The sequence below is a fragment of the Streptomyces xanthophaeus genome, assembly GCF_000725805.1.
Taxonomy (GTDB): Bacteria; Actinomycetota; Actinomycetes; order Streptomycetales; family Streptomycetaceae; genus Streptomyces; species Streptomyces xanthophaeus.
In genome coordinates this window covers 27743-53861 of sequence record NZ_KL647133.1, presented here as the reverse complement: position 1 = coordinate 53861, position 26119 = coordinate 27743, and the positions used below count along the sequence as shown (strand labels likewise).

General features: G+C 71.4%; 23 protein-coding genes. 11 read left to right on the top strand and 12 right to left on the bottom strand.

Annotated elements, in window-relative coordinates; genetic code table 11:
• Nucleotides 1-99 precede the first annotated feature (99 nt).
• Nucleotides 100-1023 carry a JmjC domain-containing protein gene (locus IO30_RS0132780; RefSeq protein ID WP_031149127.1) on the bottom strand — a complete coding sequence of 308 codons (924 nt, stop codon included), beginning with the start codon at nt 1021-1023 and terminating at the stop codon, nt 100-102.
• Nucleotides 1024-1112: 89 nt separating this feature from the next.
• On the opposite strand from IO30_RS0132780, the gene IO30_RS0132775 reads away from it, so the two are divergent.
• Nucleotides 1113-2480 (top strand): phenylacetate--CoA ligase family protein, encoded by a 1368-nt coding sequence (locus IO30_RS0132775; RefSeq protein WP_157853427.1) that lies wholly within the window; start codon nt 1113-1115, stop codon nt 2478-2480.
• Nucleotides 2481-2527: 47 nt separating this feature from the next.
• The gene (locus IO30_RS0132770) at nt 2528-4237 is read left to right on the top strand and encodes a proline--tRNA ligase (RefSeq protein ID WP_031149123.1); all 1710 of its coding nucleotides are present in this window, start codon (nt 2528-2530) and stop codon (nt 4235-4237) included.
• 68 nt (nt 4238-4305) lie between these two features.
• Here IO30_RS0132770 and IO30_RS0132765 read toward each other — a convergent pair whose 3' ends face one another.
• From IO30_RS0132765 to IO30_RS0132735, 7 genes are all read right to left on the bottom strand, one after another.
• Nucleotides 4306-5118 (bottom strand): HpcH/HpaI aldolase family protein, encoded by an 813-nt coding sequence (locus IO30_RS0132765; protein ID WP_051902745.1) that lies wholly within the window; start codon nt 5116-5118, stop codon nt 4306-4308.
• A gap of 46 nt (nt 5119-5164) precedes the next feature.
• Nucleotides 5165-6775, bottom strand: coding sequence for an Ldh family oxidoreductase (locus tag IO30_RS42400; protein WP_051902743.1), 1611 nt, complete (start codon nt 6773-6775; stop codon nt 5165-5167).
• Between the two features lie 5 nt (nt 6776-6780).
• Nucleotides 6781-8343 (bottom strand): hypothetical protein, encoded by a 1563-nt coding sequence (locus tag IO30_RS0132755; RefSeq protein WP_157853426.1) that lies wholly within the window; start codon nt 8341-8343, stop codon nt 6781-6783.
• Nucleotides 8336-9712, bottom strand: coding sequence for a phenylacetate--CoA ligase family protein (locus IO30_RS0132750; RefSeq protein ID WP_031149115.1), 1377 nt, complete (start codon nt 9710-9712; stop codon nt 8336-8338). The genes IO30_RS0132755 and IO30_RS0132750 overlap by 8 nt, the downstream gene beginning before the upstream one ends.
• 13 nt (nt 9713-9725) lie before the next feature.
• Nucleotides 9726-10382: a DUF6939 family protein gene (locus tag IO30_RS0132745; protein ID WP_031149113.1), complete on the bottom strand. Its 657-nt coding sequence runs from the start codon at nt 10380-10382 to the stop codon at nt 9726-9728.
• Complete coding sequence (locus tag IO30_RS42395) at nt 10379-11662, bottom strand: GTP cyclohydrolase II (protein WP_051859159.1); 1284 nt, start codon at nt 11660-11662, stop codon at nt 10379-10381. The genes IO30_RS0132745 and IO30_RS42395 overlap by 4 nt, the downstream gene beginning before the upstream one ends.
• Nucleotides 11663-11794: 132 nt before the next feature.
• Complete coding sequence (locus tag IO30_RS0132735; RefSeq protein ID WP_051859158.1) at nt 11795-12883, bottom strand: Rieske 2Fe-2S domain-containing protein; 1089 nt, start codon at nt 12881-12883, stop codon at nt 11795-11797.
• A 247-nt stretch (nt 12884-13130) separates the two neighbouring features.
• Here IO30_RS0132735 and IO30_RS0132730 point away from each other — a divergent pair, with 247 nt between their 5' ends.
• The 6 genes from IO30_RS0132730 (at nt 13131) to IO30_RS0132700 (ending at nt 19258) form a co-directional block, all read left to right on the top strand.
• A complete protein-coding gene (locus IO30_RS0132730) occupies nt 13131-13991 on the top strand; it encodes a phytanoyl-CoA dioxygenase family protein (RefSeq protein ID WP_031149108.1) in 861 nt (286 codons plus the stop codon).
• Between the two features lie 238 nt (nt 13992-14229).
• Nucleotides 14230-15213: an ABC transporter ATP-binding protein gene (locus IO30_RS0132720; protein WP_078903914.1), complete on the top strand. Its 984-nt coding sequence runs from the start codon at nt 14230-14232 to the stop codon at nt 15211-15213.
• Between the two features lie 5 nt (nt 15214-15218).
• On the top strand, nt 15219-16001 hold the full coding sequence (locus IO30_RS0132715) for an ABC transporter permease (protein WP_157853425.1): 783 nt from the start codon (nt 15219-15221) through the stop codon (nt 15999-16001).
• Nucleotides 15988-16782: an ABC transporter permease gene (locus IO30_RS0132710; RefSeq protein ID WP_031149102.1), complete on the top strand. Its 795-nt coding sequence runs from the start codon at nt 15988-15990 to the stop codon at nt 16780-16782. Before IO30_RS0132715 ends, IO30_RS0132710 begins: the two co-directional genes overlap by 14 nt.
• 17 nt (nt 16783-16799) lie before the next feature.
• The gene (locus IO30_RS42390; RefSeq protein ID WP_051902741.1) at nt 16800-17804 is read left to right on the top strand and encodes a class I SAM-dependent methyltransferase; all 1005 of its coding nucleotides are present in this window, start codon (nt 16800-16802) and stop codon (nt 17802-17804) included.
• Between the two features lie 155 nt (nt 17805-17959).
• On the top strand, nt 17960-19258 hold the full coding sequence (locus IO30_RS0132700) for a helix-turn-helix domain-containing protein (protein WP_234321651.1): 1299 nt from the start codon (nt 17960-17962) through the stop codon (nt 19256-19258).
• Between the two features lie 44 nt (nt 19259-19302).
• Here IO30_RS0132700 and IO30_RS0132695 read toward each other — a convergent pair whose 3' ends face one another.
• The 4 genes from IO30_RS0132695 to IO30_RS0132680 all read right to left on the bottom strand — a co-directional run bounded on the left by IO30_RS0132695 (nt 19303) and on the right by IO30_RS0132680 (nt 21074).
• Nucleotides 19303-20061, bottom strand: a complete 759-nt coding sequence (locus IO30_RS0132695; protein ID WP_199921014.1) for a hypothetical protein — start codon at nt 20059-20061, stop codon at nt 19303-19305.
• A 106-nt stretch (nt 20062-20167) separates the two neighbouring features.
• Entirely contained in the window at nt 20168-20326 is a 159-nt protein-coding gene (locus IO30_RS45700; protein WP_157853424.1) for a hypothetical protein, read from the bottom strand.
• 62 nt (nt 20327-20388) lie between these two features.
• Nucleotides 20389-20604, bottom strand: coding sequence for a hypothetical protein (locus IO30_RS0132685; protein WP_031149094.1), 216 nt, complete (start codon nt 20602-20604; stop codon nt 20389-20391).
• Nucleotides 20605-20708: 104 nt separating this feature from the next.
• Nucleotides 20709-21074, bottom strand: coding sequence for a hypothetical protein (locus IO30_RS0132680; RefSeq protein ID WP_157853423.1), 366 nt, complete (start codon nt 21072-21074; stop codon nt 20709-20711).
• Between the two features lie 164 nt (nt 21075-21238).
• Between IO30_RS0132680 and IO30_RS0132675 the strand changes: the two genes are divergently transcribed.
• The 3 genes from IO30_RS0132675 to IO30_RS0132665 all read left to right on the top strand — a co-directional run bounded on the left by IO30_RS0132675 (nt 21239) and on the right by IO30_RS0132665 (nt 26091).
• Complete coding sequence (locus IO30_RS0132675) at nt 21239-22231, top strand: helix-turn-helix transcriptional regulator (protein WP_031149090.1); 993 nt, start codon at nt 21239-21241, stop codon at nt 22229-22231.
• Between the two features lie 206 nt (nt 22232-22437).
• Nucleotides 22438-22767, top strand: a complete 330-nt coding sequence (locus IO30_RS0132670; RefSeq protein ID WP_031149088.1) for a trypco2 family protein — start codon at nt 22438-22440, stop codon at nt 22765-22767.
• A 102-nt stretch (nt 22768-22869) separates the two neighbouring features.
• Nucleotides 22870-26091, top strand: coding sequence for a tetratricopeptide repeat protein (locus IO30_RS0132665; protein WP_051859155.1), 3222 nt, complete (start codon nt 22870-22872; stop codon nt 26089-26091).
• Nucleotides 26092-26119 lie beyond the last annotated feature (28 nt).

The window sequence follows — 26119 nt, the reverse complement described above, 5'->3', positions numbered from 1 at the left end:
CGGATGTGGCGCACCCGTACCCGCGCCGCGCGGCGGCCGGGCACCGGATGCCCCGAAGGGCTGCGGGCCCGGCGGGCTGCAGGCCGGAAGGGAGACCCTTCAAGCCTTCTCGTTCTCCAAGGACCGGGCGAGCGCCTGGAGGTGGGGGGACGGCTGTGCGGAGGTCTCTGCCTGCTGGGCCTGGCGCGCGGTGGTGACGAGTTGCTCGGCGGTGAGTCCGGGCAGGTCCGCGGCGAGGGCCTCGAGCAGTTCGCCGGCAGCAGCCGACAGGCCCTCGTCGCTCAGCGGGCGCCGGTCGGTGGGGAACCGGTCCAGCAGCAGGGTGCGGGCCGCTCGCTCAAGGTCACGCACGCCGATGTCGCGGACGGTGAAGGAAAGGTGGACCGACAACCCCGAATCGCCGGTGGCGCGGTGGGCGAAGCCGCGGGGGATGTAGAGCACCTGGCCGGCTTCCAGGAGCGGCGACAGGAGGGGCGGGCCCGTCTCCGGCGTCGGGCCCGGTCCCCAGTGGGCGTCTTCGGGGCCCGCATGGACGTACCACTGCTTGGCTCCGTTCAGCTGGACAACGAACACGTCGGCGTCGTCCCGGTGCAGGCGCAGACCCTGGGCACCCGCGGGCGTCACGAAGAAGAACGCCTCGACCTTGCGCCCCAGTTCCTCGCCGAGGCGGCGGGCGAACTCGGCCGTTCCGGCGTGCCACTGCTCCACGCACCGCAGCACGAGGGTGGTGCCGGCGTCGAGCTGGGCCCGGATTCCGGTCGCGTCGGCGTAACCGGGGCGGGTGACCCGGTTCACGGTACGGGCGCGGGTGTACTCGCCGAGCGGGACGATCCGGTCCGTGCGGACCATCTCGACGTAGGGCGCGTGGAGCACCCCTGCGGTCAGGGCGGCGTCGAGCTCTTCGAGGGCGAGGACGCCGTCGGGTCCCGCGCCGGGAGACAGGACGGCGGGCCGGTTGCGCCAGTACTCCTGGAGGAAGCCCTCCGTCTCGCCGACGAGCTCGACCAGCCCTGATGAAGTCATGAAATGTTTCTCCGCATTCGAGAAGGCGAACAATCAACATTGACACGCCACCTTGACTGGCAGTCACACTCGCTGTCAAGATCTGGGTCATGTCAACTGAACACGCAAGCCCGGGGGCGAAGACCCGTATACGTGACAAGCTGGTTCCGGGCACCGTGGAGCACGCTTATCAAATCCCCTACTACCAGGATCTGTGGGCCGGGCTGCCGGTCCGGGAGCTGACCACCACCGCCGATCTCCACTGCCTGCCGGTGATCGGAAAGTTCGAACCGTCAGGTGGCGCGGCTGCCGTGCGGCATCCCGACCGCACGCCCTCCGTCCTCATGCACAGCAGCGGGACGACCGGGCACCCCTTCACCCGCTACCGGTGTGCGGAGGAAGTGCGAGCGCTCGCCGACATGCTGGCGAACCTCAACACACGGGCGCGTGAGAGGACGGGCGAGACCCGCCCTATCGTGCACCTGTCGACCATTTCCAAACGGCACCACGGGAATTCCATCGGCGCTCTCGCGGTGGAACGTTCCGTCACTCTCGGGCTGACGTCCGCCCGCGACCTGGACAAGGCGCTCGGCCTGTTGCGCCGTCCGCAGCTTTTCCCCGATCTTGCCGACCCCCTGATTCAGGTCAGCGGAACTCCGGACGACCTCGTCGTCCTGGCTCATGCCGTCGCGGAGGCCGGTCTCGCGGAGCGCCTGCGGCCCCGTACCGTCACCGCCCTGGCCGACTACCTGACCGACGGGCACCGCGATGTCCTTGCCTCGGCCTTTCCGGGTGCGCGCATCGTGCACCGCTACAGCCTTTCGGAGGTGGCGGGCGGTGCGACCCGGTGCGCTGCCTGCGAGCTGTTCCACTTCGACGTCCACGTCGTCCCGCAGGTGGTCTCGCTGGACGGGCAGCAGCCGGTGACTTCGGGAGTGGGGCGGCTCGTGCTCACCGAGCTCCATCCGTTCTCGCAGTACCAGCCCTTCGTCCGGTACGACACCGGGGACCTGGTCGAGGCGGCCGAGAGCCCCTGCGAACCCGGCGAGGTTTCCGTCGCCCTGCTCGGCCGGCGGGCACACACCGCCCTGGTCGAACACCAGGGCCGGCAGGTCCTCGCGTTCCGCCCGATCGCGCTGCGCGAAGCGCTGGAGCGGCTGCCCGAGCTGGCCCGCGGCGTCATGCACGCGTCCATCGCGCCCTACGACGCGCTGCCGGGATCGGCCCCACTCGCCTCGGTGGAGTTCCACCCCTCGCGTGAGGGAACCCGCCCCCGTGTCGAGCTGACCTGTGTGACCGCCTTCGCCCCGCACCTGTTCCCCGAGCTGACCGGCCAACTGCGCGCCCGCGTGCGCGAAGCGGCGTTGAACAGTTCTCCCGAACTGCGGGCCATGGCCGCGGACGGCACCTGTGAGCTGCACGTCCACCTGACCGGGGATCAGCGGGCCGCGGCCCCCTTCACCGTCCGCAGCCACTGACCGCGCCCCGCGGTCGCCAGACACCACGTACCGAGAAAGGGTCCTCCATGCGCTGGTCCCAACTGCACGTTCCCACGCTGCGCGACGATCCCGCCGAGGCGGAAGCGGTGAGCCACCGGCTGCTCGTCCGGGCCGGATACATCCGTCAGCTGATGGCGGGCCACTACTCGCTGCTCCCGGCGGCGGTCCGCGTACGGACGAAGGTCGTCGCGATCATCCGGGAGGAGATGGAACGCATCGGTGCTCAGGAGTTCCTCCTGCCGACCGTCCACCCCGCGGAGATCTGGCAGCGGAGCGGGCGCTGGACCTCGATGGGCGATGAGATGTTCCGCCTCCGTGACCGCAAGGGCGCCGATCTGGCCCTGGGCATGACCCACGAGGAGATCTTCGCGCACCTGGCGCCGGAACTGCGCTCGTACCGCCAGCTTCCCCAGGCCTGGTACCAGTTCCAGACGAAGTTCCGCGACGAGCCCAGGCCGAAGTCGGGCCTGATCCGCACCCGCGAGTTCACGATGAAGGACTCGTACAGCTTCGACACCGACACCGCCGGCCTGGACCGTTCCTTCGCCCTGCACCGGGAGGCCTACGTACGGATCTTCGCGCGGCTGGGCATTCCCGCCGTCCCCGTCCAGGCCTCCAGCGGAACCATGGGCGGCAAGGTCTCCGTGGAGTTCATGTGCCCCTCACCCGCAGGTGAGGACCTCGTCGTGCACTGTCCCGCGGGCGATTACGCCGCGAACGTGGAGACGGCCGGGTCCCGGCTGGCCGCGGTGCGGGACGCTCCCGGTCCGGCGGCTCCCGAACCCTTCACGACACCGGGCGCCGCGGATGCGGGGGAACTCGCGCGCGTCCACGGCATTCCCCTCGACCGTCAGGTCACGGCCCGGTTCGAAGTGGCCGACGACCAGGTCACCATGGTGCTGCTGCGCGCCGACCATGCGCTCGTGCCGCAGAAGCTGGCCGATGCCCTGGGCGCTGCCGCCACCCGGCCCGCCCGCCCCGAGGAGATCGCTGCCGCGCTCGGCTCCGCGGGAGCGGGCGTACCCGGGCCGGTCGGGCTCACCGGACTGCCGGTCGTCGCCGACGAGGCCCTGCGCGGGCGGCGCGACCTGGTGACGGCCGGCAGCAGGGACACCGAACACCTGCGGGGCGTGGACCTCGCCCGGGACGTCGCCGTGACGCTCTGGGCCGACCTGCGCGAAGCCGTGGCGGGCGAGGGGTGTCCCGAGTGCGGCCGCCCTCTCGCAGTGGAACGGGCCGTCGAGGTGGGGCACATCTTCAAGCTGGGCACGACCTACAGCGAGCTCTACGGAGCCTTCGTGACGGATGCCGACGGCAAGCGCGTCCCCGTGGTCATGGGGAGCTACGGCATCGGCGTGGAGCGGGCCGTCGCCGCGATCGTCGAATGCCACCACGACGAGTCCGGGATCGTCTGGCCCGTGGCGGTCGCGCCCTTCGAGGTCGCGGTCGTCGTCGCCCAGCACTCGGACCCGGCCGTCACCGAGGCTGCCGGGAAGCTGTACGAGCAGCTGCGCGCCGCAGGGGTGGACGCCGTGCTCGACGACCGTCGGGAGCGGCTCGGGATCAAGCTCCGGGACGTGGAACTGGCAGGCATCCCCTACCGCGTCACGGTAGGCGCCCGCGGCCTGGCCCAGGGCCTGGTGGAGGTGACCGACCGGGCGAAGCGCGACCGCGAGGACATCTCGCTGGACGAAGTACGGGACGCGCTCGTCACGCGCGTCGTCGCCCGTCGCTGACCGCCGACGGGAAGGGGGTGGGGGAAGACCGTGCGGTCTTCCCCCACCCCCTTCCCGTCGGCGCCCTTCTAGTGCTGCACCGCCGCGTACGGAGCCCGCAGGGCCTCGGTGCCCGAGACGATCGCCTCGCGCAGCAGCTTGATCTCGTTGCCGAACGCGATCAGCTCGAAGCCCTCCTCGGCGTACTGCCGGGCGAGTTCGGGCGCGTAGGCGAAGATGCCGGCGCGCTTGCCGTGCTTCCGGGCGGCCCGCAGCACGGTGGCCCGCGCGGTGTCCATCGCCGGGCCCGTCATGACGCCGGGTTGTCCGAGGGCGCAGGCGAGGTCGCCCATGCCCAGGAACAGCACGTCGACGCCCGGGACGGCGGCCATGGCCTCGGCGTTCTCCAGTGCCCGGGCCGATTCGATCTGCACCACGCAGGAAGTCCGTGCGTTGGCCCCCGCCAGATAGCCCGCCACATCGGCGAAGTAGCCCGACGCCCTTACGGGGTTGATCCCGCGCCGTCCCTCCGGCGGGAAACGGCATGCGGCGGCAGCCTCCTCGGCCTGGGCCGCGGTGTCCACCTTGGGGATCATGACACCCGCCGCTCCGAGATCCAGTGCGTGCTCGATCAGGTGCTGGTTCAGCTGGGACACCCGTACGACCGGCGCGCAGGACGAGCCGGTGAGGGCTTGGAGCATGTGCAGGGCGTCCTGCCCCGTCATCGGCGACGCCTCCGCGTCGAGCACCACCCAGTCGAGGGGCAGCGTGCCGCACAGCTCGGCGATCATGCTGTTGCCGCTGAGCAGGAACAGTCCCAGCGCGGGCCCGGGCGCGCGGTCCACGACCTCGGACAGGCCGGGGCCCGCTGTCAGCAGGGGATGTCGGACGGATTCGGGCATGGTGCGTGCTCCAGGGTTCGAGGGCGGGTGGTGGGGAGGGCGGGAATCAGGACGCGGCGAGCTGGGCGAGCTGGTGGACCTGCCGCCACAACGCGGTCGGGGCGTCCAGATCGTCGTGTCGGCCGGAGGGCCGAGCGGAGCGCCCCGGCAGCCGGGGCCGCGCGCCGCCGCCGACGGTGGGCGCGTCCCGCAGGTGGCGCTCCAGTGCGGTCACGGCGGCTCCGACGGCGGTGGCGGCGGTACCGAGGGCGTCGACGCGGAACGCGACGAACAGGCCGCCGTTGCCCGGCCCCTGCGGAGCGGCCGCGTGGCCGGCTCCGGCCACGGCGCCGGCCAGCGTCTCCACCATGGCGGCCAGCGCGTGCCCCTTGTGGCCTGCGATGCCTCCCAGGGGGGTGAGCGCCGCCCTGGGCGGGTCGCTGTACAGCAGGCGGGGATCGGTCACCGGGCTGCCGTCGGCACCGATCAGCAGACCGGGCGGCAATGGCCTTCCGGAGAGCAGTGCGGACCGGACGGCGCCCTCGGCTGTCGCGCTGGTGCTCATGTCCACGACCAGCGGCGGACCCGGCGGCGCAGGACAGCCCAGCACCACGGGATTGGTGGCCCATCGTCCGTCGGTGCCGCCCGCGGGGGCCACCTTGCGGCCCGCGCCGCAGAAGTTGACGAACCCCATGACGACGAGTCCGCGGGCCGCGACGTCCCGGGCCAGGGGCGCCAGCCGCCCCAGGTGCCCCGAGTCGCGCAGCCCCACCACGACGGGCCCGCCTTCACGGGCGCGGCAGAGCTCGGCCTCCAGCCGGCGGCGTACGAGGGCGCCCGGTGCCCGGTTCCCGTCCACCATGACGGCCCGGGGGCCGGTGCGGCGCACCTCGGGGCGGGCCTTCGGCGACAGCTCGCCCGCGGCGGCCGCGGCGACGTACTCGGGGACGCGCAGCAGCCCGTGCGAACTCTGTCCGTCCGCTTCGGCGGCGACGAGCTCGGCGGCCGTGTCACGGGCCGTGTCCGCGGGGAATCCGGCGTGTTCCAGGGCCGCGCCGCACACCTGAAGGGCCTCGTCCCGGGACACCCGCGTGAGCGGTTCGGCCGCGCCCCGGCCGGTGGCCGGGGCGATCGTTCCCCCGGGCAGGTCGGCGGCCTCGGCCTCGGCGACGCGGTCCACGACCTGGTCCAGTGTCAGGGTGTGCGTCGCCACGTTCCGTACGCCCGGCACGTCGGCGACCTCGGCGTCGAGGTGGCTCCAGGACAGCCGTCCGTCGGCCTCCTGGAGCTTCGTGTCCGCAAGGATCCGGCCGGCCAGGTTCTCGGGTGAGGCCCGCAGACCGTAGAAGACCCACTCCAGCCGGGTGTCCGCCAGCAGATCGGCGAACTGGTCGAGGGTGCGTCCCGGCAGCATGACACCGCTGATCACGACGACCCGTGCCCCCCATTCCACGTACGTGTCCAGACACGCCCGCAGGTTCCGGCCCAGCACCGTGTACAGCCGCTCGTCGGCCTGCCAGGGGTGGACGTCGGCGACGGCGTCCGTGTCGATGAGGGCCGCCGGGACCCGGTAGCGGCGCACCAGACGGCGGCCCGTCTCGGTCTTGCCCGCCCCCGGCGCACCCGTGAGGACGACGATCCTCACCTTCTCCTTCGCCGGGTTCTGTCCGTCGCCCATGGCGGTCACGTCCGGGGGGAGATGTAGGCGACGGTCGTGGTGGGCCGGCCGGTGACAATGCAGGCCGCGGGCTCCGGTGCGCGTCGGAAACCGAGCACCTCACCCAGCTTCCAGTGCGCCACCGTCGCGACGGCCGCCTCCGTGGCGGTCAGGGGGGCTACGGCAACGGCGCGTTCGGCGAGGACGCTCCGCACGGTGGTGGCATCAGCGGGCCGGCACTGGCGCTGGGCGAAGCTCCAGGCGCGTCTGCGGTATCCGGTGCCCACCTCGGCCAGCGCGGCCGGCAGCAGGTCGGCCAGGTCCTCCAGGCGGTCGGGCAGCAGCACGGCTTCCTCACGGGTGTCGGCGCGCACCACCACCGCACGGGTGCGGTCCTGGGGGTCCCGGCGGGGCTGGAGGTAGATCCGCAGCGGCACTCCCTGGCGGCGCCAGCGCCGGTGGAGGGAACCCACGGATCTGCGGTCCCCGTCCGCCCGCAGATCACAGCGCACGCCCAGGGCGGCCAGCCGCGCGACGAGGCGCTCCGCGTCGGCCCGCTCATCGGGGGCGGAGCCGGTGAGGGTGATGGCCACCTGTACGGGGGCGAGGTCGGGGTGGAGCAGCATCTCCCCGTCGCTGTCCATTCCCAGCATCAGATGGGTCAGCACCAGGCGGCGGGTGAGGGCGGCGGTGACGTGGTGGGTGTGGACCTGCTCGCCGCCTTCGCGGAAGCCGACCCCGTAGAGGGAGGAGAACCGCCGGCCCTGGTCGTAGAGGCAGCCGACCTGGAGGGTGGCACCGTGCGGCAGGGGGACGTCGCCGCCGATGGTGGTCTCGGAGACCTGGGTGTTGTTGGTCCACGGGGGGCGGGTGGACCACAGGACGGGGACGTGCAGGGCCTTGCCGACGTGGCGCGCCATGTCGATGGCCCGGGCGAAACCCTGACGGGCCGTGGAACGGTCCGGGTAGCAGGCCTGGAACTCGTAGATGTCCTGGGACTCGATCGCCCGGAAGACGCTGCGGCCCGCGCGCGCGGGGCGGAAGTAGCGGGCCTTGCGGTACGCGAGGATCGGCAGGTCGCTCCGGCTGCGGACGGTCTTCGCCCAGTGGGTGTAGACGGCCCCCTCTCCGGTGGGGGTGAGCACCATGCGCCGGCGGTCGGCGTCCCAGTCGTCGTCGCTGCCCGCGTAGAGCAGGGAGCCCTTCAGCGGGAGGAGCGCGCGCGTCGGTTCGAGGACCGAGTCCGGCACCAGCATCGGGTAGTCGTATTCCTCGAAGCCGGCCTGCTCCCCGGCGCGTTCGACGATGTCGTTGAACCGGCGGATGATCCGCGTGCCGTAAGGGAGGGTGACGGTGGCGCCGGGCAGTTCGATGGGTGCCTGGTCCAGGACGTCGGCGTCCCGCAGCCAGTTGGCGAACCGGCCGAGGTCGAAGCCCTCCCGGTGCGGCTGTGCCGCATCGACGAGGGCGCGCACCTTCGTACCGCCGCGGGGCGGTTCCCAGTCGAGCGTGGGGGCGGTGGGCGGGGGCGGGGCCGGCAGCGCGTCGCCGTCCCAGGCGAGGATGCCGGAGGCGGCCATCTCAGGCACGGGTGCTCCCCGCGGTGGCCGCGGCGCCCAGCTCCGAGACGCACAGCCGGAACTTGCCGGTGGAGGAGTCCGGCATCCGGTCGAGGGTCTCGAAGTCCAGCGCGAAGGGGTATCCGGTGTGGTGGTGGATGCGTTCGGTGAGGGTCTCCACGGTGTGGCGGCTGAGCCCGCCGGGCGCGTAGACCTTCACCCGCAGGCGGTGCGGCTCGCTCTGGACGACCTGGAACCAGTGGACCTCGGGGAAGCGCATGAACAGGTACGAGAAGAGGTAGGCGTCGACGTGGTCACCGCCCGGGGTCAGGATCAGGTCCTGGAGGCGGCCCGCGACGGAGGTCATGGCCGGGTAGGGCAGGTTCGCGACGGCCGAGCGGGGCAGGGGCGCGGCGAGGTCGCTGGTCTCGTAGCGCAGGAGCGGCATCGAGCTGTTGTTCAGCGTGGTGATGACCATCCGGCCGGTCGTGCCGTACGGGCACGGTTCGCCTGCCTCGTCGAGGAATTCGACGAAGACGTTCTCGGACTGGATCAGCATGGGCCCGCCGCCGGGCTGTTCGTGGGAGACGATGTTGGTCTCCCGCATGCCGTACTTGTCGTAGACCTCGCATTCCAGTACCCGGCCTATGGTCTCGCGCAGTGCGGGCGGCAGCGGTTCCGAGGTGCCCTGGACGGCGCGCAGGCCGGGGATGCGCAGGGATCGGCTCTCGGCCTCCTTGGCGATCAGGTGCATGGCGTTGGAGTAGGTGCTGACGAGCGCCGGCTGGAAGCGCACGAGCTTGTCGGTGACGTCGGTCACCAGCTGCGGGGAGAGCCGGAAGGTGTTGAACTCCCTGCGGTTGGCAAGCAGGTTCTCGGCCCGGTCGGTCAGCTGCTTGAAGGACCAGTAGATCTCCGACCCCCACAGCAGGACGAAGGGATCGCCCAGCTGCCAGCCGCTGCACCACTCGTACGTCCGCAGCTGGTGGGCCCTCATCCACATCCGGAAGTCGGCGTCCTGCTGGAACTGCGCCCGTCGTCCGGTGGAGCCGGAGGAGTAGTTGGTCTGCAGGGTCGCGCGGTCCGCCTCCGAGGAGACCAGATCGTCCTGCTCGCGGATGAGCACGTCGCGGGTGAGCAGGGGGAGTTTGCGCAGGTCGGCTACGGACTCCAGGTCTCTGATGCCGCGTTCGTCCATCACGCGCCGGTAGTACGGGACGGTGCGGTAGGCGTGGCGGACGGCGGCCCGGAGCTTGTCGAACTGGAGCTCGTCGATCTCGGCCGGGGTCCGTTCCTGGTTGGCCCGCAGCCACTGGAGTCGTTCCTGGACACCGGATCGGCCGCGCAGCCGCTGTTCCTGCCAGTACAGGGAGCCGGCGAGTCGTCGGGGGAGGTGCATGGCCCGCAACCTTTCAGTGCTGGTGGAACCGGTGATAGCGGTCGAGTGGGAGGGGGTCGGTCAGGCTCGGGTGGGGCGGGCGCCATCCGCGGCGGCGGTCGAGGAACTCCTGCTCGATGCGGCCGCCGAACCAGGCGGCCAGGATCGCCGAGTGGCTGAAGGAGCTGCGGGGGTCCTCGATGTCGAAGTTGTCGTCCCAGTCGTAGAAGACGACGTCCCGGCCGGTGTCCAGGGCGGTACGGATCTCGTCCAGCACGCTGTCGGGCACGAGCCGGTCGAGCAGGTGGAGGTAGGTGGGCAGGTAGATGGAGTAGCGGGCGGTGACGAGATCGACGGGTGTGCCCGCGTGGCTGAGGGCCGAGCGGGCGTAGTCGAAGCCGTTGCCCCGCAGGTGCTCGGCCGGCCGCTTGGCGGCGGGCCGTCGGAGCATGGGCAGGTCGGTCTCGCCGTCGACGATCCTGAGCGCTTGCCACACGCTCTCCACCGAGTGGGACACCGCGTCGAGGCCCGGGACGGGGATGCACCAGCCCTGGTCGAAGTGGAAGGGGTTCATCGTCGCGAAGCGGCGCATGCCGGGCGGAGCCGCGGCCGCGGTGTCGACGCACAGGACGCGCGGACCGGTCGTCGCCAGGCCGCTCGCCCGGCTGACCGCGGCGGTGGTGCCGGTCATCGCTGCGCCCGTGTGCCCGCCAGGGCAGCGAGCACCGCGGCCGAGGCGGAGCCGTACGCGTCCGCGGCCGGGGCGAGTTCGAACCAGGCGGCGTCGGGGCCGGGGCGGGTCACGTCGCCGAAGGTGTCGGGCTGTGTGCGGCAGGTCTCCCACAGCGCTTCGAGCGCGGTGCGGGGGACGTCCTCGCCGGCTCGGGCCGCGACACAGCGCAGACGGTCGGCGCGGCGGTAGACGTCGATTCCGGCCGCCCGGTGCTCCAGCCGCCACTGGGGCCGCTCGGTCCGGTAGGCGTTGCGGCGCTCCCAGTCGACGAGCTTGACGCCTTCGGTGGCGGCGGCCTCGCGCAGCGCGTCGGGCAGGTCGGCGAAGGGTACGACGACGGCTTCGGCACCGAGGCCGGCGTACACCGCGAGGTCGTCGGCGCGCGGCAGGTCGGTGAGGTAGACGACCAGGGTTCCGGTGGGAACGGCGGCGGGCATCGCGGCGGCCAGCCGGCGGGCCAGGTCCCAGTCGCCGTCGTCGTCGGCCCGGGCCAGCGGGGTGCCGGCCGTACCGCCGCCCGGTATGGCCGCGCAGGCCACGGAGCGGTCGGCGAACTCGGCGACGGAGTCCTGGAGGGGCTCCAGCCAGTCCGCGTGGGTCTCGAACGACCAGCGGTAGGCGAGGTCCTCCTTCTCCAGCATCAGGGTGCTCATGTTGTGGATGTCCAGCGGGGCTTCGAGCGGGGCGAGTTCCACGTCGAAGCCCGCGTCCCGCAGGAACGCCTCACGGCGCGGGTTGTTGCTGAGGAGCCGGACGGCGGGGACGCCGAGGTGGCGCAGGATGGCGACGACCGGTTCGTAGGAGCGGGCGTCGACCGGTGCGTCCAGGCGTGCGTAGACGGCGTCGGTGTCGAGGTTCTCCTGCTGTCGCATCGCGTAGATGGCGTAGTGCGCGGCGATTCCGAGGCCGCGGGCGTCCTGGTCGATGCCGTACAGCAGCAGGCCCCGGCCGTTGCGGGCGAAACTCTCCATGGCCCGGTCCAGCTGGTAGCCACAGTCGCACTGGGCTGAGCGCAGGACGTGGCCGAAGATGCAGGCGGACTCGATGCGCAGCGGGACCGGATCGCCGGAGTGGATGTCGCCGGTGTAGGCGGCCGTCCAGCGGTCGCCGCCGAAGTCGAAGTGCCACAGGACGAAGGGGGTCTCGCCGCCGTCCCAGCGCAGCGGGAGGTGGGCGGGGCCGTCGGGCGTGGGTACGGGCAGAGGTGCGGGGGCGGGGGCGGGGTGCACGGTCGTCACGGGTGCAGCACCCCCGGGACGTCCCGCTCCTGGTGGGCGGCCGTTCGGCGGGGGGACGGGGAAGGTGTCCGGGTCACAGTGGTTCTCCTCTGCGGGGAAGGGCGGGTGGACGGCGGGTAGGGGCCGTTCGCCTCAGCTGGTGGGGAGATCGGTCAGGATGGGGCGGCTGCGTGTCCTGCGCGGCATCGTGATGACGTCGGCGCCCAGGTCCGACCAGCGGGGCCGGTGGTTCTTCTCGACGGCTGCCAGTTGTTCGATGAGCAGGCGGCGCAGGAGGGTGATGCCGCGGTCGGCCTGTCCGAGGCGTTCCCGGGTGCGGTCGGTGATCGGGCCCTGGGTGACCCAGGCCATGACGTCCTGGCCGTCGATGGTGTCGAGGTTGTAGGTGCCGTCGGCGTGGAAGACCTGTGCCTCCGACACGCTCACGGCGCCCGGCCGCGCGTGCTCGCCTTCGTGCACCTCGTACCAGATGTGCCAGGTACGCGTGTCGTCCAGCGGAACCCGGAACTGCAGGGAGCGGAAGGAGCGGCCGGAGACGTACATGGCGAGGGGGAAGAGCACCAGCTGTCCCACGGTCCAGTCCTCCTCCGTCGTGTCCTGGCCCGGGAGCAGGCGGCGCTTGACGATGCCGAGTTCGTGGGTGTCGAATCCGAGCTCCTCGTGGTGGCCGACGTCGTACAGCTGGTCGCCGCCCGACTGCTGGGACTGGTGGTTGGCGAAGTGGCCGTGCAGCCACTCCAGGTGGACGGGGTCGAGCCCGTTCTCCACGATCTGCAGCCAGTTGCAGGGGATCACCGCGGTCCGGATGCGGATCTCGACGTCGGGGTCCTCGAGGAGGTCGAACCGGGGAAGCTCGGGGGCGGGGGCCGGTCCGAGGTAGGCGAACACCAGGCCGCCCCGCTCGCGGACCGGGTAGGCCGGCTGGGAGACCCGGTCCTGAAATCCGAGCGCCGGGTCCTCGTTGGGCATGTCGAGGCACTTGCCGGCGGTGTCGAAGAGCCAGCCGTGGTACGGGCAGCGGATGCCGCGTTCCTCCACCATTCCGTACGCCAGTGAGGTGCCCCGGTGCGGGCAGCGCTCGTCCAGCATCGACCAGGAACCGTCCGGCTTCCGGAACAGGGCGAAGCGGCGCCCGAGCAGTTCGACGGGCCGGACCTGGCCGGGCTCCCAGCCATGGGCGACGGCCACCGGCATCCAGTAGTGGCCGAGGAGAACGCCCATGGGGGTTCCCGGTCCCACTTCGGTGAGTCGACGGTTTTCTTCGGCGCGGAGCGTCATGACAAGCCTCTCGGGTTCGGGACTCGTGTGCGGCGCGGGACCAGGCCGCACTGAACCCCGACCCGCAGTCATGAGCGGAGATTATTTTAGTCAATTTAGTTTGTCAATAAACCCCGATTGGGTCCGGTCAGGGTTGTCACTATTGCTGTCACGACTTAAGTTCACCGACATGAACCAGGGAGGAACATCCATGACGATCCGTCTGCCACTGGACGCGCAGCACCGCGACCTCTTTCGCGACCAGGGCTTCCTCGGCCCCCTCACCCTCATGTCCCCCGAGGAGATGGCCACGCTCCGCGTCGAGCTGGAGGAGGTGCTGCGGGCTCCGGGGCGGGCGCCTGCGCCGGACGCCGAGCAGTCCCGGGGCAGGCTGGCCGACCTGATGGCCCCCCGCAACGGCGGCTCACCCGTCCCCTACGTCGAGTCGCGCCATCTCGACGCGCCCGCGGTCCACCGCCTGTGCACCCACCCCGCCCTGCTGTCCGCGGCCCGCTCGCTGTACGGCGCGGACCTGCTGCTGTGGAGGTCGACCCTCATCTCCAAGGCACCCGGAGGCCCGGACTTCCAGTGGCACCAGGACTGGGGCGGGGTCTTCGCCCCGGGCGACGAGTACGGACTGGAGCCGCCGCTCTCCTTCACCTTCTGGATCGCCATCAGCGAGGTGTCCGAGGAGAACGGATGCCTGCGGTTCGTGCCGGGCACCCGCGCCGTCCTGCCGGCCGCGCCCGGGGCCGGGCGTCGGGCCACGCTGCTGGCGGACGGCAACGCGGTGGACCCTTCGGTCCCGGTCCCCGTGCCGCTGCGCCCCGGACAGTGCGTGGTCTTCACCGACCGCGCGCTGCACGCCTCCGGCCCCAACCTGTCCGGCGCCGAGCGGATCGGCCTGGCCGTCCGGCTGACCGTGCCCGCCGTACGGGTGCGGCCGCACTTCCCCGGCCACGCCGTGCAGCTGGTCAGCGGCCGGGACACGGCGGGCCTGAACACCCTGGCGGACGCCCCTGTCACGACCCGAGTCAAAACAAACTTGACTGAACATGTTGACCAGTCATGACAGAGCCCGTAGAGTTTGAGTCACAAGGGCCGGACAAGCGGCCCTGATAAATGAGGAGATAATGTCATGGACATCTGCCGCGAGATCACCGAGCTGTTCAGCAACGACGAGCTCGACATCGTCCTGGGCGCGGCCATGATGGCCGAGACCATCTGACGGTCCTGATCGGATCGGGCTGCCACCGAGCACGGCTCGGTGGCAGCCCGCCTCGTTGTCCGCCCAGTGATGAGGACCCCGAATGACAAGCGGAACTGAACAGACCCCGGCGGTGCTGACCGTCACCGGGCTGACGCGCTCCTTCCCCGGACGCCACGGCACCGTCCAGGCACTCAACGGGGTGGATCTGACGGTGAGGCCCGGCGAACTCGTCGGCCTGCTCGGGCTGAACGGCGCGGGCAAGAGCACCCTGCTGAAGATCGTCTCGACCTTGCTGCTGCCCACCGCCGGCACGGTGAGCGTCTGCGGCTACGACGTCGTCCGCCAGCCGCGCGAGGCGCAGCGCCGCCTCTCCCTGGTGCTGGGAGGGGAACGCGGCCTCTACCTGCGCCTCTCCGCCCGCGACAACCTGCGCTTCTTCGCCACGCTCACCGGCCTCAAGGACCCCGATCTCAGGCGCCGCTGCGACAGGGCGGTGGAATTCGTCGGCCTCACCGCCGCGGCCGACCGCCCCGTCGAGACCTACTCCAAGGGCATGCGCCAGCGTCTGCACCTCGCCATCGGCATGGTCACCCGCCCCGAGCTGCTGCTCCTGGACGAACCGACGGTCGGACTGGACCCCGCGGAGGCGGAAAACATCCGGACCGCCGTCTCCCACATGCAGCAGGAGGGCACCGCCATCGTGCTCACCAGCCATTACCTGCACGACATCGAGCAGCTCGCGGAGCGCGCGGTGGTCCTCCACGGGGGACGCGTCCTGCACGACCTGCCCCTGCCCCAGCTGCTGGAACGGGCCAAGACCGCCGCGGTGGTCACCCTGACCGGCCGCGGCACCGCCCCGGCGAGACCGCCTGCATCCCTGCACTCGCTCACCGGCGCGGGAGAGCTCCGCCAGGAGGCGTCCACCTGGTCGTGGGACCTGCACGTGCGCGCCTGGACGCCCGACTCACTGCGCCAGCTCGCGGATCTGTGGCCGGACCAGCAGATCACCGATGTGCGCGTCACCCCGTCCGGCCTCCAGCAAGTGTTCAAGGAGCTTGCCGACGACGTGCGGGCCGCCTCGTGAACACCGTGAACGCACTCCCCCGTCCGGCGGCCTGGCGTGTGTCCGCCGCCGCCTTCCGCCTGCAGCTCCGCGGCATCTCATGGCTCAGCCTGCTCGTCGGCGCGGCCATCCAGCCCGCCACGTACGTCACGCTCACCCTGGCCGCCAACCGCACCGGCCGTCTGGACGCCGACGCGCTCGTTCTGGGCAGCGGCGTCCTCGCCGCCTGGACAGCCACGCTGTGGCACTCGGGAATGGTGCTGCGCAAGGAGTTCTGGAGCGGGACCCTGCCCGCCGTCTGCTCCCGCCCGGGCGGACTCGGTCCCGTGCTGGTCGGCAAGACCGTGGCCGCCACCGTGCTCTCCGTCGGCGTCATCATGCTCTCCGTCGCGCTCGCCGCCGCGCTCAGCGGCCACCGCCTGCGCATCGCCGATCCCGCGGCGTTCACCACCGCTCTGCTGATGGGCGTGGTGGCCACGATCCCGCTCGGTCTGCTCGTGGCGTGCCTGTTCCTGCTGACCCGCGCGGCGATACGGGTGGCGGAGGTCCTGGTCTATCCCGTACTCATCATCGGCGGACTGCTCATCCCCCTGACCGAACTGCCCGGCTGGATCCAGCCGCTCGCGGGCGGCCTGAGCCTGCACTGGCTCAGCGTCCTGCTCACCGACGCCGCCGCCGGCCGGCCTTCCGCAACCGCGGCCTGGTGCGCGCTGGCCGCGACCGGGCTGCTCTACACCGCCGCCGCGAACCTCGCGTTCCGGCGGGTCCTGCACCGCGCCCGCAAGGAGGGAAACCTTGAGATCTTCTGACCTCCTGCCCGCACTGGCCACGACCGGCCGCCTCGGAGCACGGGAGTACCTGGTCGAATACCCGCCCAGGATCCTCTTCGGGACGGTGGCCCCCCGCGCCCTGCTCCAAGTCCTCTTCCTCACCGTGCTGGGCCGCGCTGTCGGCGGTCCGGACGGCGCACTGGCGGCGGGCATCGGGGCGTCGGCCTTCAACGTCGTGAGCGCTACCGTGATCAAGGCCCCCGACGTCCTGATCAACGAACGGGTGCAGGGCACCCTGTACCGGCTGCGCATGACGGAGCTCCCCCTGCTCACCCTCGTGGCCGCACGGTGGCTCGTGTACGCGGCCGAAGGCATCGCCTCGGCCCTGCTCGCCGTTCCCCTGGTCGCCCTGCTCACTGCCGACCCGGTCCTCCTGACCGGCCTGCCCGCGGCACTGCCGCTGTACGCCCTGACGACGATGACCACCAGTGGTTTCGGGCTGGCCCTCGCCGTCGTGGCCCTCGGGCGACGCGCCGACGTGTTCCTGACGAACTTCGGCTCCTACCTGCTGCTCGCCCTGAGTGGGGTCCTCGCCGCGCTGCCGGCCGACGGGCTCCGGGCGCTCGCGGGGTCCGTACTGCCGCTGACCCACGGCATCGCGGCCCTGCGCGCACTGCACGACGGAGCCGGGCTCACCGAAGTGCTCCGCCTCGCCGGGGCGGAGGCCCTCGTGGGCCTGCTGTGGGTGTCCGCGGCGGCGGTCGGGCTACGCGTCCAGACCCGGCGGCTGCGCCGCTCCGGCAACGACTTCCTGATCTAGGCCGGGAGGACCCCACGATGATCCGGCCGCGCACCGCCGACCCCTTCGCCCCCCTCGACGCACAGCAGGCCCTGCACCTGTTCGACGCGCTCACCTGGTTCCCCGCACCTGCCGGGGAAGCCTCCCGGTGGCACCGCGCGGCGCAACACGTCGCCGCGCACACACCCGCCACGGAGCCGCCTTCGCCCCAGGCCTGCCGGGCGGTCGCGGAACGCGTCCTGACGGCCTCCGGCGCCGGCTGCTCCGGCCCCGCGGACGACCGCACGGCGCTGTACCGCGCCAAGTACCACGTCATGACCGTGCTCTACCCGGACGCCTGGTTCACCTTCATGAACATGGGATACGACGACGGCCTGCCCCCACCGCCCGCACTGCCGGTCACGCGCGGCTCCGTCTGGGAATCCGCCGCCCGCCTCTACGACCTGGTGGCGCGCCAGATCCCGCTGGCGGGCAGGGACGTACTCGACGTCGGAGCCGGGCGTGGGGGCGGAACCGCACTCGTGGCCCGTACGCACCGGCCGCGCTCGGTCGTCGGCATGGACAACACGGCGGCGAACGTGGAGTTCGCCCGCCGAACCCACCGCGAACCGGGTCTGTCCTTCCACCGGGGGGAAGCCGGACTCCTGCCGTACCCGGCCGCGCACTTCGATGCGGTCCTTTCCGTGGAATCGATGCACTGCTTCACGGACCCGGACCGGTTCCTCACCGAGGCCGTTCGGGTACTGCGCCCGGGCGGGCACCTGCTGATCGCCGACGAGTGGCACCGGTCGGCGCCGTCGCCCGACGCCCGGGCGGCGGCGGCCGGCCTGCGGGTGACAGGGCAGCGCGACATCACCCGGGACGTCATCCGCTCACTGGACCAGCTCCCCTCGCACGCGCAGAAGCTGCCGCCGGGCCGGCACGCCGGTCAGGCGGACGCCTACCGCCGGTTCTTCACCGAACGCCTGGCCCGGGATTCCGGCAGGAACCTGCGGACCGGGCGGTTCGGCTACGTCGTGATCCGGGCGGTGAAACAGGAGTGAGCCCGCTCCCGCCGAGCCCTCCCCCGGCAGCTTGACTCAGGCGGCTTGACTCAGGCAGTCAAATGTTAGTCTTCGTCGCGAGTCACGGAGGTGTGGTCGTGGTAGATCTGCAAGGGCTCGGATCCCGTATCCGCCAGCTCCGCCGGGATGCGGGGATGTCCCAGGCCGACCTGGCGGGCGACAACCTGTCGCCCAGCTATGTCTCCCTGCTCGAAGCGGGCAAGCGCAACCCCTCGGGCGCCGTCCTGGAACAGCTGGCCCAGCGCCTCTCGTGCGACCCGGCCGGCCTGCTCGGTTTCATCGAGGAAGCCGGGGCGGAGGACCTCGAACTAGAGCTCCACTACACGGAGATGCTGCTGCTCAGTGGTGACCCCGAAGAGGCGCTGAGCGGCTTCGAGGACCTCCGGGAGAAGGCCGCTGCGGACGGCGACCGGGCCACCGAGGAGGCCGCCGAGCTCGGGGCGGCCCGTGCGCTCGAACACTGCGGCCGCCTGGAGGAGGCCGCAGTGCGCTACGAGGCGCTGCGGACCGCGGCGCGCCAGCCCCACAGCCGTCTCCCGGAGCTGTCCGTGGTGGTGGCACTGTGCCGCTGCTACCGGGAACTCGGTGACCTGTCCCATGCGGTCGACCTCGCCGAAGCCACCCTGTCGCACGTCCAGGACCTCAATCTCGCGCCGTCGGTGGCCGGCATCGAGCTGGTCTCGACCCTCGTCGGGCTGCACATCGAGCGCGGCGACCTGCACCGTGCCGCCTACCTCGCCGCCCTCGGCATCGAGCGGGCCAAGGAAGTGAGCGACCCCAGGGCGCTGGGCGCCGTCTACTGGAACGCCAGCGTGGCCGCGCACCGCAACGGCCGCTCCGGCGATGCGTTGGAGCTGATCCGTCAGGCCCTGGCGATCTACTCCGAGGGCGACAACCACCGTGCGCTCGCCCGGCTGCGCAATGCCTACGCCGGTGTCCTCCTCCAGAGCGACTCCCCCGACGTGGACACCGCCAAGGAACTGCTGCGACAGAGCGCCGACACCTTGGCCAGCCAGGGCAGCACCGTCGACCTCGCCTACTGCGAGACGGCGCTGGCGCGTGCCGAGTTGCTGTCCGGCCGTCCTGACGAGGCCGTCGCCCACGCCCGGCGGGCCCTGGACCTGCTGGGGCCCAACCACCGCCTGGAGACGGCCCGGACCCTGCTGGTGCTGGCCGCCGCCCACCTGGAGCTGGGTGACGAGGAAGCGGCCCGGGCCGCCTACGAACGGGGTGCGCTCACACTGGAGGCGTCCGAGGCCGGACGTCAGGCGGCTTTCGCCTGGGCGGAGCTCGCCGAGGTCCTGGAGCGCTCGGGGCAGGAGGAGCGGGCGGTGTGGGCGTACCGGCAGGGCATGCGGTGCATGGGCCACCGGAGCAGCCTTCCCGTGGGGCCTCGGGCCGCGTCGTCGCCCGTCTCCGACGGCGGGCGCTGACGCGGCCGAACGCGGGGAGGCAGCACGGGACACCTCCCGCGGGGTCAGCTCGCGGCGTCGGCCGCCACCAGGGTTCCCCGTGTCTCGAGGCAGGTCAGCGCCGCGTCCCTCTCCTTGGCCAGGAAGATCGTCTGCGCCATCATCTTGTATCCCGACATGCCCTCACGCCGGGTTTCCAGCGATTCCTCCGGATGCACCGAGTCGACAACGGCGTTCGGGCCCACGGCATTGAACTGGTGCGAGACTCCGCAGGGCACCTGCATGTCCACCCACGAGTTCGGGGGCACGATGACGTTGTACCGCTCCCTGGTGTGCGGAGCCGGGACGTCCGGGAGCAGATCGACGAAGGTCTCCAGCGGGCCGCCGTTCCAGCCCGGTGAGGAAAACACATCGACCGGAACGAGGCTCGAAACCCTGATGGTGGTATCGGGACCCGTCATCATGCGCACGAACCGGAGCCCGGTGTGTATGTGCATGCGCGAGCAGATGTTCCTGTCCCGGACATCGTAGAAGTCCATGAGGTAGCGGCAGGAGACGAACCCCTCGAAAGGCGGCTCGACCATGAAGACGTCGCCTTCCTCGAATTCCTGCGCCCGCTTGACGGCGCCGTGCGGCGTGGGGTCGGTGCGCTCGCGCCGGTGCGCTTCCCGTACCACCTCGGTCAGGGCATCGACCACGGTGAGGGCGGCGTCCGGCGGGAGCTGGATGACGGGGGTCAGGCGGTTCCGGGCCGGGTCCTGGTGCTGGACGACGTCGTAAGACTCGTCCTCATGGTCCGGCGAATGCTTCATCCTGGCCGACATGCGTCCTCCACGTTCTCTGTTCTCTCGGTGCGATTTTCGGCACGACAACGGGCGCCGGTGTCCCGGCGGTTCTTCAAAGCTGGGGTGAAAGGGAAAGAAGAGCGGGTCAGCAGCAGAGCGGCACGTCGCGCATCGGCCGGTCCAGCGAGGTGACGAGGGACGATCCGCTGTCACCGCCGCGCCCGGAGGGCTCTTCGCCCACAGAGGCGAAGGCGAGGACTGCGACGGCCGGCACGACCAGGGTGGCGAAGAGACGGCGGAACATGGTGACCCCGGTTCGGGAAAGGGAAAGCGGAAGGGCTGGAAGCGGCAGGACGTGCACCGGTTTCAGTGGCCCCATGTGACGTCCTCCCGGTCCTTGTTCCCGCGGTTGCCCGTCGAGTCGAGGTCCACGTGGCCGGGAAGGTCTGCAGAGCCCGCGACGACGGTGTGCTGCGATTCCGTGACGGTGTCCGCGGTGGCCGAATGCGGCAGGTTCAACGCGCCGATGGCGAGAAATGCGACGGCGACGGTCCTGGCGGCTCGGATGGCAAACACGGTCATCGGGTTCCCCTCGGGGTGAAGTCTTTGTGATTACTTTTCCCGGGTGCCCCCTGCGGTTCCCCGGTGTCGGCTGGTCCGGCCGATGTCCTTACTCTGCTGCGTCTTCAGAACGGGTGGAAGGGATTGCCGGTGGACGGATCCTGCAACTGCATATCCCGTCCATCGGATCGCAGGAGACCGTCCCAGTACTCCGGGACCAGCACGGCCCCGCTGTCCCGCACGGACAGGCCGGCGAGCGCAGGGTGCAGGTGAAGGGCCCTGCGGCAGACGACCACCGCGGTGTGTTCCGCGGCCGCCAAGGAGCGGGCCGTCAGGTAGAAGCCCACGACCGGTCCTTCCGGACCGTCGGTGTGGGTGCTGACGTGTTCCGCGCCCTCCCCGTCGTGGGCGCAGCCCAGGAACATTTGCGCGGCGTCCGGAGGGAAACGGGTGTGGTCCGGAGCGTGGAGTCGGACATGCACGAGATACATGCCGTCATCCTGGGCAGCACGCGTTGTTTCCGTACAGGCGGCCGGGCGGGACTGTTTATGCAGGAACAGGAACCGACCATGGTCAACTACGCCTGCGGGAGGCGCATAAAATCGACGTCCATGCCCAAGGGGAAGCCCCCTACCCGTATCGGTGAGACGAATCCATGCTGGAACTCCTGGGCCTCGACCGTGAGGCCGAACGCGTCTATCGCGCCCTCCTCGTCCACCCCGACGACGGGGTGGGAGAGCTGACCCGTCGCCTCGCCCTTGACGAGACCGTGCTGCGCGAGTGCCTGAACCGGCTCAGCGCCCTCGCTCTCGTACGGCCCTCGGGCCGGGAAGAGGGCGGTTTCCGGCCGCTGAACCCGGAAGACGCCATGGAGCTGCTGCTGGCCCGCCAGCAGGCCGAACTGGCCGCCCACCAGCAGAAGGTGGAGGCCTCCCGGGCCGCCGCCGCGCAACTGATAGCAGAGTGCTCCGCGCTGCGGCCGCACAGCGTCGGCGTGGAGAGCCTGCACGGGCCGGAGGAGATCCGCGAACGCCTGGCACGGCTCGCCGCCACCACCCGCCACGAGATCATGACGTTCGCACCCGGCGGGGCGCACACCGCCGGCGACCTGGAAGCCAGCCAGGGCCCCAACATCGAGCTCCTCGACCGCGGCATCACCATGCGTACCGTCTACCTCGACAGTGTCCGCAACCACCAGCCCACCCTCGATCACGTGGACTGGCTGAGCCAGCGCGGCGGACAGGTCCGCACCGCCCCCACCCTGCCGATCCGGATGATCATTTCGGACCGGCGCGAGGCCGTGCTGCCGCTGGACACCGACGACGCCCAGGCCGGCGTGGTGGTGCTCACCTACGGGGGCACCATCGCCGCGCTGTGCGCCCTCTTCGAGAGCGTCTGGCAGTCCGCCACCCCGCTGGGCACCATGGTGGAACGCGATATGGACGGGCTGACCCGCCAGCACCGCGAGACGCTCCACCTGCTGCTCCAGGGCCTCACCGACGAGGCCATCGCCAAACGCCTCGGGGTCTCCCCCCGGACCGCCCGCCGCATCGCCGCCGAGCTCATGGACGCGCTCGGTGCCCGCAGCCGTTTCCAGGCCGGCGCCCACGCCGTCCAGAACGGATGGCTGCCGGCCACCCGGAACTGAGCCGCTGACCACGAGGACCTCACCCGTGGTCAGCGGGACCGCCCGGTCCCTCGGCTCCCGTCGGGGCCGACTCCTGCGGGACCACGTGACTCGGTCCGCGCTCCGGTGGGCCGAGCGACGCTTCGGTGGTCGGGCTGCGCGCAGGACGCCCGGCCTTCTACCCTGGAAGCATCAAACTGATGTGACATCAGGAACGGGTGGGGTCGATGGACATTCCTCTGGTGGATGCGGTGGCGGCGGTACGCGACGAGCTGCTGGCGGCCGCGGCTCAGGGCGCGGACCAGGAGGTCACGTTCGCGGTGGGGCCGATCGAGATGGAGTTCCAGGTCGAGCTTCGTGCCGATGGAAAGGCCAAGGGGGGCCTGCGGCTGTGGGCCGTCTCGGCGGAGACCGAGGCAGGTGTCTCGCGAGGCCGGACGCATCGCGTCGCCTTCACCCTGACGCCCAGGAGCGCAAGCGGTGAGGACCTACTGATCAGCGGTTCGCAGAACCGCCCGGACGGGCCTGGTGATACGAGTCGGCGCATCCCGCACTGACGGGCAACTGCGACAGGATGCCGGCACAACACTGGGGGCAGGGTGGACGAGGCAAGGCTTGTGGCGGTCACCGGGCCTGGCGGGCCGGGATCAGGGTATGCGGTGGGGCCGCGGCTGGTGCTCACCTCGGCGCACGTCGTGGCACGCAAGGGCGGACGCGTAGGGGTCTTCCATCCGGGCGGCGAGCGGAAGTTCCTGGGCGAAACCGTGTGGTGCGGGACACCGGGCGGCACCGACGACGCCGCACTGGTCCTGGTCACCGACGACCGCTGGCGTCCTCCTCGGGGAGCAGAGGTGCGCTGGGGGCGCCTCGTCACCTCCCGGCCCGGCCAGGAGTGCGAGACCTGGGGCGTGCCCGAACTGGTCCAGCGCCCCGCGACGGCGGTCGAGGCCGGTCAGCAACGCGGCCGGGTGAACCCGGGCAGCGGCTACGTGCGCAACCAGTACGTCATGGACCTGGCGGCGTACCCACGGAGCTGGCCGACCACCGCCTCTTCGCCATGGGGCGGGCTGTCGGGCGCCGCGATGTTCTGCGACCGCCTGCTGACGGGCGTGGTCCTCGCCGAGTCGGCACACTCCGGGCATGCCGCGCTGAAGGTCGTCCCCGCCTACGTGCTGCACCACGATGCGTCGTTCCGTGCCGCCCTGGCCGCACACGGCGCCGGCCCACGGTCGCTGGAGGCGGTGGAGTTCCAGGACCTGGCCGCCGTGAAAGCCACGCCCGCCCGCGGCCCGCAGTCGCCCGCGGCACTGCTCGCAGCGGACCGGCAGACGGTGCCCTTCCGCGGCCGTGAGGAGTCGATAGCGAGGCTGGAGGCGTGGTGCGGCCAGGCCGGCTTCGGTGCCTTGCTCCTCCACGGACCCGGCGGACAGGGCAAGACCCGGCTCGCCCACCACCTCGCCGACACCCTCGCGGCCGAGAGCTGGGCCGTACTGTGGCCACACTCCGAGGCCACCGCCGCCGAGGTGCGGGTCCTGCGGCACGCCGCCAAACCCCTGCTGGTCGTCGTCGACTATGCCGAGGCACGAACCAGCCAGCTCGCGGGGCTTGCGGAGGCCGCCGCCGAGCACGGCGGCGGCACGCCGTTCAAGATCCTGCTGCTGGCCCGAACGGCCGGGGACTGGTGGAGCCGGGCGCAGACCTTCACCAGCACCATGCAGGACTACCTCGAGAGCACCGCGGTGGTCGCCCTTCCTCCGTTGGACCCCGATCCGCCGGACCGCGTCAAGTCCTACTGGGCAGCCGTGCAGGCCTTTGCCGCCGCGCTGCCGCAGGTTCAGGGCTACGAGCACCACGACTGGCCGGTCCTGGCCACGGCTCTGCCCACTCCACGGCTCGCCCGGGACGGCCTGGACAATGCACTGACCCTGCTGATGACCGCTCTCGCAGACCTGCTCGACCGTGCCGAAGCGCCGGAGGCCGCCACCACGGCGGTGCCTCACCACGGTGCGGAGAAGCGTCTGCTCGGCCACGAGAGCCGCTACTGGACCCGCGTGGCCGGGGTCGCGGGCGTGGCTCCCGATCTCACCGGGACCACCCTCCGCGACGCGGTCACCGCTGCGCTGCTCGTCGGCGCCGCCGACGAGCAGCAGGCCGACAATGCGCTGCGGCGCGTACCCACGCTCGCGGATCAGCCACGTGATCGGCGGGCTGCCGTCAGCTCCTGGTTGACCGCGCTCTTCCCACCCTCGGTCCGGGGCCGCCTGTGGGGAAGCCTCCACCCCGACCGGCTGGCAGAACGCTTCATCGGGCTGCGCCTCGAGGCCGATCCTCTCCTGGCCGAGTACCTGGCACCGGACACGGACGCCCAGCAGGCGGCGCAACTGCTGACCGTCTACAGCCGGGCCGCCGCGCACCCCGACGTCGAAGGCCGCCTGGACGAGCAGTTGACCGAACTGTGCGTTCGGCACGGCGGTCACCTGGCACCGCAACTCATCGACGTCGCCACCCAGACCGAGTATCCCGGCCCCCTGTTCGCCGCGCTGGAGCGGATCACCGGCGGCGACATCGGAACGGATGGCCTGCAACGCCTCGTCGGCCTGCTCCCGCAGTCCAGCCGACGTCTCGCCGTCTGGGCCGCTGAGGCCTCCGGGCGGCTCGCAGACGGCTGTCGCGCGCTGCCGGAAGACGAGCCCGACCGGCTGCCACGCCTCGCGAGGGCGCTGAACGAGCACTCCAACAGGCTGAGCGAGCTGGGACGGCAGGAGGAGGCGCTGGCAGCGGTGGAGGAGGCCGCCGCTGTGTTCCGCGACCTCGCCCGGGCCGATCCGGACTCCTATCTGCACGATTTCGCGAAGGCCCTGAACAACCTGTCGAACCGACTGAGCGCCTTGGGTCGGCAGGAAGACGCGCTGACCGTCATCGAGAGCACCGTACGGATTCGGCACCGCCTGGCCCAGGCATCCTTCGTGGAGCATTTCCCGTCCTATGCAATGGCGCTGAACAACCTGTCCACCCGCCTGGGTGAGGTGGAACGGCATGAGGAAGCGCTGACAGCGGCCGAGCAGGCGCTGAGTGCCCATAGCCTGCTGGCCGACCTCGACCCGGACGAGTACCTCCCCGTCCTCGCCCTGATCACGAACAACCATGCGGTGAGACTGGCCGCCACGGGGCGGCGTGAGGAAGCCCTGTCCGCCATCGAAAGCGTCCTGGCCACCTGCCGTGGCCTCGCCGAGAGCCGACCCGACGCGCACCTCCCCAACCTCGCCATGGTCCTCGGGAACCTGTCGGTCGAACTGGGCGCCCTGGGGCGCCACGAGGAGGCCCTGGCCGCGTCCGAGGAGGCCGTCGACACGTACCGCGCGCTCGCCGAGAGGTACCCCGCCGCATACCTCCCGGATCTCGCACGGGTGGAGAGCAACCTCTCCGCCAGACTCCGCGACGTGGGCCGGCACCAGGACGCGCTTGCCGCGGCCGAGCGGGCAGTCGCGATGTACGGGGGCCTCGCCGCGGTTCACCCGGACGCCTACCTGGCGGGCCTCGCGACCGCACTGGACCGGTCGTTCCTGTCGCTGAGCGCCCTGAACCGGAGGGACGAAGCCCTGGCCGCCGTCACCCGGGCCGTGGCCGTCTACCGCGGCCTCGCGGAACGTCTGCCCGACGTCCACCGACCGAACCTGGCCAGGAACCTGCACAGCCTCGCCCTCGCTCTGGGCGTCCTGCGCCGATGGCAGGAAGCGCTCGCCGCGGTCGGGGAAGCCATCGAGATCCGGCGCGACCTCGCTGCGGCGGACCCTGAAGCCCATGAGGCTTCCCTCAACAAGTCGTGGGAGCTGCGCGCCAGGCTCCACCCGTTCGGGACCCGTCCGACGACGGCTCCGTGAGGACGGCCGCGCAACAGGTCACCGCCGT

What these genes read in the sequence shown, in the direction of transcription:
- IO30_RS0132700 (WP_234321651.1), top strand. Translation starts at nt 17,960, where the DNA reads ATGTCCCAGGCCGACCTGGCGGGCGACAACCTGTCGCCCAGCTATGTC.
- IO30_RS0132685 (WP_031149094.1), bottom strand. Translation starts at nt 20,604, where the DNA reads ATGACCGTGTTTGCCATCCGAGCCGCCAGGACCGTCGCCGTCGCATTT.
- IO30_RS42390 (WP_051902741.1), top strand. Translation starts at nt 16,800, where the DNA reads ATGATCCGGCCGCGCACCGCCGACCCCTTCGCCCCCCTCGACGCACAG.
- IO30_RS0132695 (WP_199921014.1), bottom strand. Translation starts at nt 20,061, where the DNA reads ATGTCGGCCAGGATGAAGCATTCGCCGGACCATGAGGACGAGTCTTAC.
- IO30_RS0132720 (WP_078903914.1), top strand. Translation starts at nt 14,230, where the DNA reads ATGACAAGCGGAACTGAACAGACCCCGGCGGTGCTGACCGTCACCGGG.
- IO30_RS0132675 (WP_031149090.1), top strand. Translation starts at nt 21,239, where the DNA reads ATGCTGGAACTCCTGGGCCTCGACCGTGAGGCCGAACGCGTCTATCGC.
- IO30_RS0132745 (WP_031149113.1), bottom strand. Translation starts at nt 10,382, where the DNA reads ATGACCGGCACCACCGCCGCGGTCAGCCGGGCGAGCGGCCTGGCGACG.
- IO30_RS0132735 (WP_051859158.1), bottom strand. Translation starts at nt 12,883, where the DNA reads ATGGGCGTTCTCCTCGGCCACTACTGGATGCCGGTGGCCGTCGCCCAT.
- IO30_RS45700 (WP_157853424.1), bottom strand. Translation starts at nt 20,326, where the DNA reads ATGTTCCGCCGTCTCTTCGCCACCCTGGTCGTGCCGGCCGTCGCAGTC.
- IO30_RS0132730 (WP_031149108.1), top strand. Translation starts at nt 13,131, where the DNA reads ATGACGATCCGTCTGCCACTGGACGCGCAGCACCGCGACCTCTTTCGC.
- IO30_RS0132670 (WP_031149088.1), top strand. Translation starts at nt 22,438, where the DNA reads ATGGACATTCCTCTGGTGGATGCGGTGGCGGCGGTACGCGACGAGCTG.
- IO30_RS42400 (WP_051902743.1), bottom strand. Translation starts at nt 6,775, where the DNA reads ATGGGCGACGGACAGAACCCGGCGAAGGAGAAGGTGAGGATCGTCGTC.
- IO30_RS0132750 (WP_031149115.1), bottom strand. Translation starts at nt 9,712, where the DNA reads ATGCACCTCCCCCGACGACTCGCCGGCTCCCTGTACTGGCAGGAACAG.
- IO30_RS0132775 (WP_157853427.1), top strand. Translation starts at nt 1,113, where the DNA reads ATGTCAACTGAACACGCAAGCCCGGGGGCGAAGACCCGTATACGTGAC.
- IO30_RS0132680 (WP_157853423.1), bottom strand. Translation starts at nt 21,074, where the DNA reads ATGTATCTCGTGCATGTCCGACTCCACGCTCCGGACCACACCCGTTTC.
- IO30_RS0132765 (WP_051902745.1), bottom strand. Translation starts at nt 5,118, where the DNA reads ATGCCCGAATCCGTCCGACATCCCCTGCTGACAGCGGGCCCCGGCCTG.
- IO30_RS0132770 (WP_031149123.1), top strand. Translation starts at nt 2,528, where the DNA reads ATGCGCTGGTCCCAACTGCACGTTCCCACGCTGCGCGACGATCCCGCC.
- IO30_RS0132780 (WP_031149127.1), bottom strand. Translation starts at nt 1,023, where the DNA reads ATGACTTCATCAGGGCTGGTCGAGCTCGTCGGCGAGACGGAGGGCTTC.